This is a genomic window from Lysobacter antibioticus HS124, assembly GCF_000336385.2.
Taxonomy (GTDB): Bacteria; Pseudomonadota; Gammaproteobacteria; order Xanthomonadales; family Xanthomonadaceae; genus Lysobacter; species Lysobacter firmicutimachus.
In genome coordinates this window covers 1-5,055 of sequence record NZ_HG424568.1, presented here as the reverse complement: position 1 = coordinate 5,055, position 5,055 = coordinate 1, and the positions used below count along the sequence as shown (strand labels likewise).

At 69.7% G+C, this 5,055-nt stretch carries 4 protein-coding genes; 3 read left to right on the top strand and 1 reads right to left on the bottom strand.

What is annotated here, in order from left to right; genetic code table 11:
• Positions 1-205: 205 nt before the first annotated feature.
• Positions 206-796 carry a TetR/AcrR family transcriptional regulator gene (locus TX83_RS19340; protein ID WP_064749631.1) on the bottom strand — a complete coding sequence of 197 codons (591 nt, stop codon included), beginning with the start codon at positions 794-796 and terminating at the stop codon, positions 206-208.
• A 131-nt stretch (positions 797-927) separates the two neighbouring features.
• Between TX83_RS19340 and TX83_RS19335 the strand changes: the two genes are divergently transcribed.
• The 3 genes from TX83_RS19335 to TX83_RS19325 all read left to right on the top strand — a co-directional run bounded on the left by TX83_RS19335 (position 928) and on the right by TX83_RS19325 (position 4,830).
• Positions 928-1,956: a hypothetical protein gene (locus TX83_RS19335; RefSeq protein WP_064749630.1), complete on the top strand. Its 1,029-nt coding sequence runs from the start codon at positions 928-930 to the stop codon at positions 1,954-1,956.
• A gap of 356 nt (positions 1,957-2,312) precedes the next feature.
• Positions 2,313-3,956, top strand: a complete 1,644-nt coding sequence (locus TX83_RS19330) for a multicopper oxidase family protein (RefSeq protein ID WP_064749629.1) — start codon at positions 2,313-2,315, stop codon at positions 3,954-3,956.
• A gap of 202 nt (positions 3,957-4,158) precedes the next feature.
• Positions 4,159-4,830: an FKBP-type peptidyl-prolyl cis-trans isomerase gene (locus TX83_RS19325; RefSeq protein ID WP_186442655.1), complete on the top strand. Its 672-nt coding sequence runs from the start codon at positions 4,159-4,161 to the stop codon at positions 4,828-4,830.
• The last annotated feature ends 225 nt before the right edge of the window (positions 4,831-5,055 follow it).

Sequence of the window (5,055 nt, the reverse complement as noted above, 5' to 3'; positions counted from 1 at the left end):
CGTCATGGCGTTCTTGCGAGATCGATGCGGCGCCAAGCTCATTACGGCAACGGCAACGGCAACGGCAACGGCAACGGCAACGGCAATGTCTCCGGCGTCGCTGCTGCGTGGGTAGGAGCGGCGCAAGCCGCGACCCCGTTGTTGCGGTCTCGCGCCGTCATGCCGTCAACGCGTTGATCCAGCGATGGGCGGCAAGGCGCTACTGCTAAGCGCGCATCGCTCCCAGAATCATCGCCGTCATGGTCGCGGCGGCGTCCGCTTCGGCGATGCGGCCGTGGGTCATCTCGCGCGACAGCGCGTCGCCGGCGCCGACGATGGCGACGCAGCGGCGTTGCAGCTCCTCGTCGTCGAACTTGGCATACGGCGCCAGCAAGCCGCGGTAGAACGCGACATAGCCTTCGAGCAGCTCCTGCTGTACCCGTTCCATCTCTTCGTCGCCCTTCAGCGCGGCGAAGATCGCGTGGTACTCCGGGCCCGCCGTGCGGAAGCAGCTCATGTAGGACTCGCCGATCAGCCGCGCGACGTCGCCCAGGCGCTTGGGTGCGCGCTCGAAGGCCTGGGCCTGGATCGCGCACTGGCGCTCGTCGATCTGCCGGTACAACGCGATCAGCAGCCCCGCACGGGTGCCGAAGTGTTCGTAGGCGATCGGCTTGCTGACCCCGGCGCGCTCGGCGAGGTAGCCGAGGGTGAGGGCGTCGCTGCCTTGTTCGCGGACGATGTTCATCGCCGTGTCCAGCAATTGCTCGCGGCGATCGGCCTTGGGCAGGCGCCGGGCCGGGGCGGGGGTGTCGCTCATGGAACGCAGTCTCTCGTGTGGCGTGGGCTTGACAGTGCGGGGAAAGCGTATCTTACTGTTGGTAAGTTACCAATCGTAGCTTGCGTCCGCGCCTTTCGGCCGACGCCGCTGCCCAACCACAGAATGTCACCATGAACGCTGCTTCGCTCGCTCCCGTCCTCATCGCCGGCGGTTCCGGCATCGTCGGCCGCCACGTCGCGCGCGCCCTGCGCCGCCTGCATCCCGGCTTGCCGCTGGCCATCGGCGGCCGCGACCCGGACAAGGCCGCGGCCGCCGCGACCGAGCTCGGCCAAGCCGCGCCGGTCCGGATCGATCTCGACCGGGCCGACCTCGGCCTCGACCCGGCCGGCCGTTACTCCGCGGTGGTGACCATGCTCAAGGACGAAGGACTGAACACGCTCAAATACGCGCTGCGTCAAGGCTTGCCTTACCTCAGCACCTCCAACGGTTCCTTCGAGATGGCGCCGGAAGTGGCCCTGCATCTGCGCCATCCGCAACGCGCGCCGATCCTGCTCGCCAGCCATTGGCTGGCCGGCGCGGCGACCCTGCCTGCGCTGCACTACGCACGCGAGTTCGACCGGGTCGAGCGGATCGAGATCTCGGCCCTGCTCGACGAACTCGACATGGGCGGGCCGGCCGCGGCGGCCGACTACGAGCGCCTGACCAGCGCCGCGGCGGCACAGATTCTCGAACGAGGCCGTTGGCGCTGGGTGCGCGGTCGCGACGCCGAACGCGACATCGTCAGCGTCGACGGCACCGTGCTGCCGGCCAGCGCGTACTCGCCGATGGACGTGGTCAGCCTGGCCGCCGCGACCGACGCGCATTCGGTGCGCCTGGACCTGGCCCTGGCCGAAACGGCCAGCCGGCGCCGCGGCGAAGCCTACTCGACCGAGATCGCGATCGACCTGCACGGCCGCGACCGCCATGGTGCGCCGCTGCATCGTCGCCACGAACTGGTGCATCCGCAAGGCCAGGCGCCGCTGACCGGTCTGGGCATCGCGCTCGGCGTCGAACGCCTGCTCGGCCTCGCCGGCGGCGCCGCTCCGGCGCCGGGCCTGTACACCCCGGATCTGCTGCTCGATCCGGCGCAATGGCTGCGGCGCTATCGCGAATTCGGCGGCCAGGAGCGCGAGGTCGCGAGGCCGGCGGCTGCGGCGTGATCGCTGGCAGCGACGCGCGGTAGCGCGCCTGCATAGAGCGGCGCGAGCGGCGATCAGCCCAAGAGGCGTCCGCAAACGCCTTCGCCGCAGCCGACGCCCTTCGGTCGCGGCCAGCAGCGCTGGCCGCGGGCGGCTTCGAGTGGCGGCGTGGCCTTGTTTCGCTGCGGTGGGTCGCGGCTGACACCGCTCCTGCAGACGGGGCCGGGCGGTCCGGATGTCCGCCGGCAGTTCCGCCCTCCCGGTCGCGGCGAACCGGGGATTGATCGGCGTCACAGAAGTCGCGCGCGGTTGCGACAACTGCAACATCCGCCGTAGAAGATGGCGGGTCGCTCCAGCGCCTCCGGGGACCGCGCACGATGACCGATCCGCAACGCCGCCGCTTCCTGATCGGGCTGACCGTCGGTGGCGCGGCGACCGTCGCCGGCCCGATAGCGCTCTGGCGTTGGACCGGCGGACACGGACATCGCTTCGCCAGCGGCCCCGCGCCGGACCTGCAACTGCTGCCGCCCGACGCGCGCTTCGTGCAGCCGTTGCGCCTGCCCGGCGGCGAAGGCCTGCTAGCCGAGGTCGATCTGCGCATGCCCTTGCGTCTGATCGCGCAGGCCACGACACAAGCGCTGTTTCCTGGTGCGCCGACCACGCTGTGGTCCTATGCCGGCGCGTCCGCCGGCCGCGTCCTGTTCAATCCCATCCTGCACGCGCGCCGCGGCGATATGGTCGAGGTCGAACTCGACAATCGTCTCGCCGAAGCGACCACCATCCATTGGCACGGCCTGGCGGTCGACGAGGCCAACGACGGCAGCGGCCTGCATCCGGTCGCGCCCGGCGCGCGCCGCCGCTATCGTTATCGCGTCGACAACCGCGCCGGCCTGTACTGGTATCACGCCCATCCGCACGGCCGCACCGGCGTGCAGCTGCAGCGCGGGCTGGCCGGGCTGATGTTGGTCGAAGACGACGAAGAGCGCGCGTTGAAACAACGCCTGGGCATGCGTTGGGGCGAGCGCGATCTGCCGCTGATGATCGCCGACAAGCAGGTCGGGCCGGACAATGCCATCGTTTACAAAGACGGCGCCGACGACTGGATCGGCAACCGTGTGCTGGTCAACTGGACGCCCGAGCCCTACCTCGACGTGATCCCGGCCTGGTACCGCTTCCGCCTGATCAACGTCGCCAACGCGCGCATGCTGCGCCCGTGCTTCCTGCATGGCGACCGCGTGCTGCCGATGCAGCTGATCGGAACCGACGGCGGCCTGCTCGAGCGCGCCTGGCCGGTCGACGATCTGTTCCTGGCTCCGGCCCAGCGCGCCGACGTGCTGGTCGACTTCGGCGCACTCGCGCCGGGCGAGCGGGTGCGGCTGCGCAGCCTGGAATACGTGGCGATGGAGAACGAGGACGAGTCCGGCGCCTTCGCGCCCGATCCGATGGGCGATCATCCCGGCGCGGCGGCGATGGGCGAGTCCCTGGACCTGATGGAACTGCGGGTGATCGAGTGCGCCACCGAACGTCGACCGCCGGCGCGGTTGCCGCCGCTGGAGGCGATCGCGCAGCTGCCGCCGATGCCGGACACGCGCGACTGGCCGGTGCGCGCGCTGCGCTTGCGCATGGACGAGGAAGGCCGTTGGTTCATCAACGACTGGAATTTCCATCTCTCCGGCCACGAGCCGGCGTTCTCGGTACGGCGCGGCAGCCGCGAGGTGTGGGAGATCCGCAACAGCATGACCAGCATGCCGCATCCGATGCACCTGCACGGCTTCCAGTTCCGCGTGCTCTCGCGCAGCATCAGCCCGCCGGACATCCGCGGACGCCAGGTCGCCGCGGGCGGCCTGGGGCCGCAGGACCTGGGCTGGAACGACACCGTGGTGGTCTGGCCGGGCGAAATCGTGCGCCTGGCGGTCGACTTCGCCCAGAATTTCGCCGGCACTCAACGCTACATGCTGCATTGTCACAACCTCGAGCACGAGGACATGGGCATGATGCTGAGCTTCGCGGTGACCGATTGATGTCGTCGCGGCGCGCGCCGCGAAACGGCGCGGCCTGTCCGAACTTTCCCGCTTCGCTGTGCGTTACGGAGTCCGCATGTTGCCTTTGCCCGTCGTTGGTTCCGCCTCGTCCCTGTCCGTCCGCTGCGCCGCCGTTGCGCTCGCGATGACGCTGGCCGGCTGCGCGCCGGCATCGAAAACGCCGGCGGAATCGGCGGCGGTCGTGCCCGCGGCGCCGCTGACCGCGGCCGAGCTGGGCGACGACAAGGCGCGCATCAGCTACGTGGTCGGCCGCGACTTCGCCCGCAGCATCGAACCGATTCGCGGCGAACTGGACCCGCAGATCGTGCTGCGCGCGATCCGCGATGCCCAGGCCGGCGCCCAGCCGCTGTTCGACGATGCGGGCAGCCGCAAGATCCGCGAAGGCTTCAGCGCCGCGCTGCGCGACAAGCAGGATCGGGCGCAGCAGGCGCTGGCGGCGCGCAATCTCGACAGCGGCCGCGCCTTCCTGGAGCGCAATGCCGGCGTCGCCGGCGTGCGCCGCACCGCGTCGGGCCTGCAGTACCAAGTGCTGAAAGAAGGGAGGGGCGTTCATCCCAAGGCCAGCGACACGGTACGGGTGAACTACATCGGCCGCCTGCCCGACGGCAGCAAGTTCGAAAGCACGTACGACACCGATCACCCGGCCGAGTTCGTGCTCGATCGGGTGATGCCCGGCTGGACCGAAGGCGTGCAACTGATGACGCCCGGCAGCCGCTACCGATTCTGGGTGCCGTCGCAGCTCGCCTATGGCGAACGCGGCGTGCCCGGTCAGATCGAGCCCAACACCGTGCTCGACTTCGAGATCGAACTGCTGGAGATCGCCGGCGTTGGCGGCACCAGCGGCGCCGAATGACCGCGCCGCTGCTGTAGGAGCGGCGCAGGTCGCGACCGCCCTCTCGCCTGGTCGCCGCGTCTTTGTCCCGAGCCCCTTGTAGGAGCGGCTTAAGCCGCGACCGCGCTCTTGCGGTCTCGCGGCGTTTGTTGTTCGCAGGTCTGTGAAGCTTCAAAGCTTCAAAGCTATAAGGCTCCAAAGCCAAGCTTCCGTCCGCAAGCGGCCGGGTCACTTTCTTTGTCCAAG

Excerpts from the sequence above, each read along its gene's own strand:
- TX83_RS19340 (WP_064749631.1), bottom strand. The coding sequence starts at position 796 with ATGAGCGACACCCCCGCCCCGGCCCGGCGCCTGCCCAAGGCCGATCGC.
- TX83_RS19330 (WP_064749629.1), top strand. The coding sequence starts at position 2,313 with ATGACCGATCCGCAACGCCGCCGCTTCCTGATCGGGCTGACCGTCGGT.
- TX83_RS19335 (WP_064749630.1), top strand. The coding sequence starts at position 928 with ATGAACGCTGCTTCGCTCGCTCCCGTCCTCATCGCCGGCGGTTCCGGC.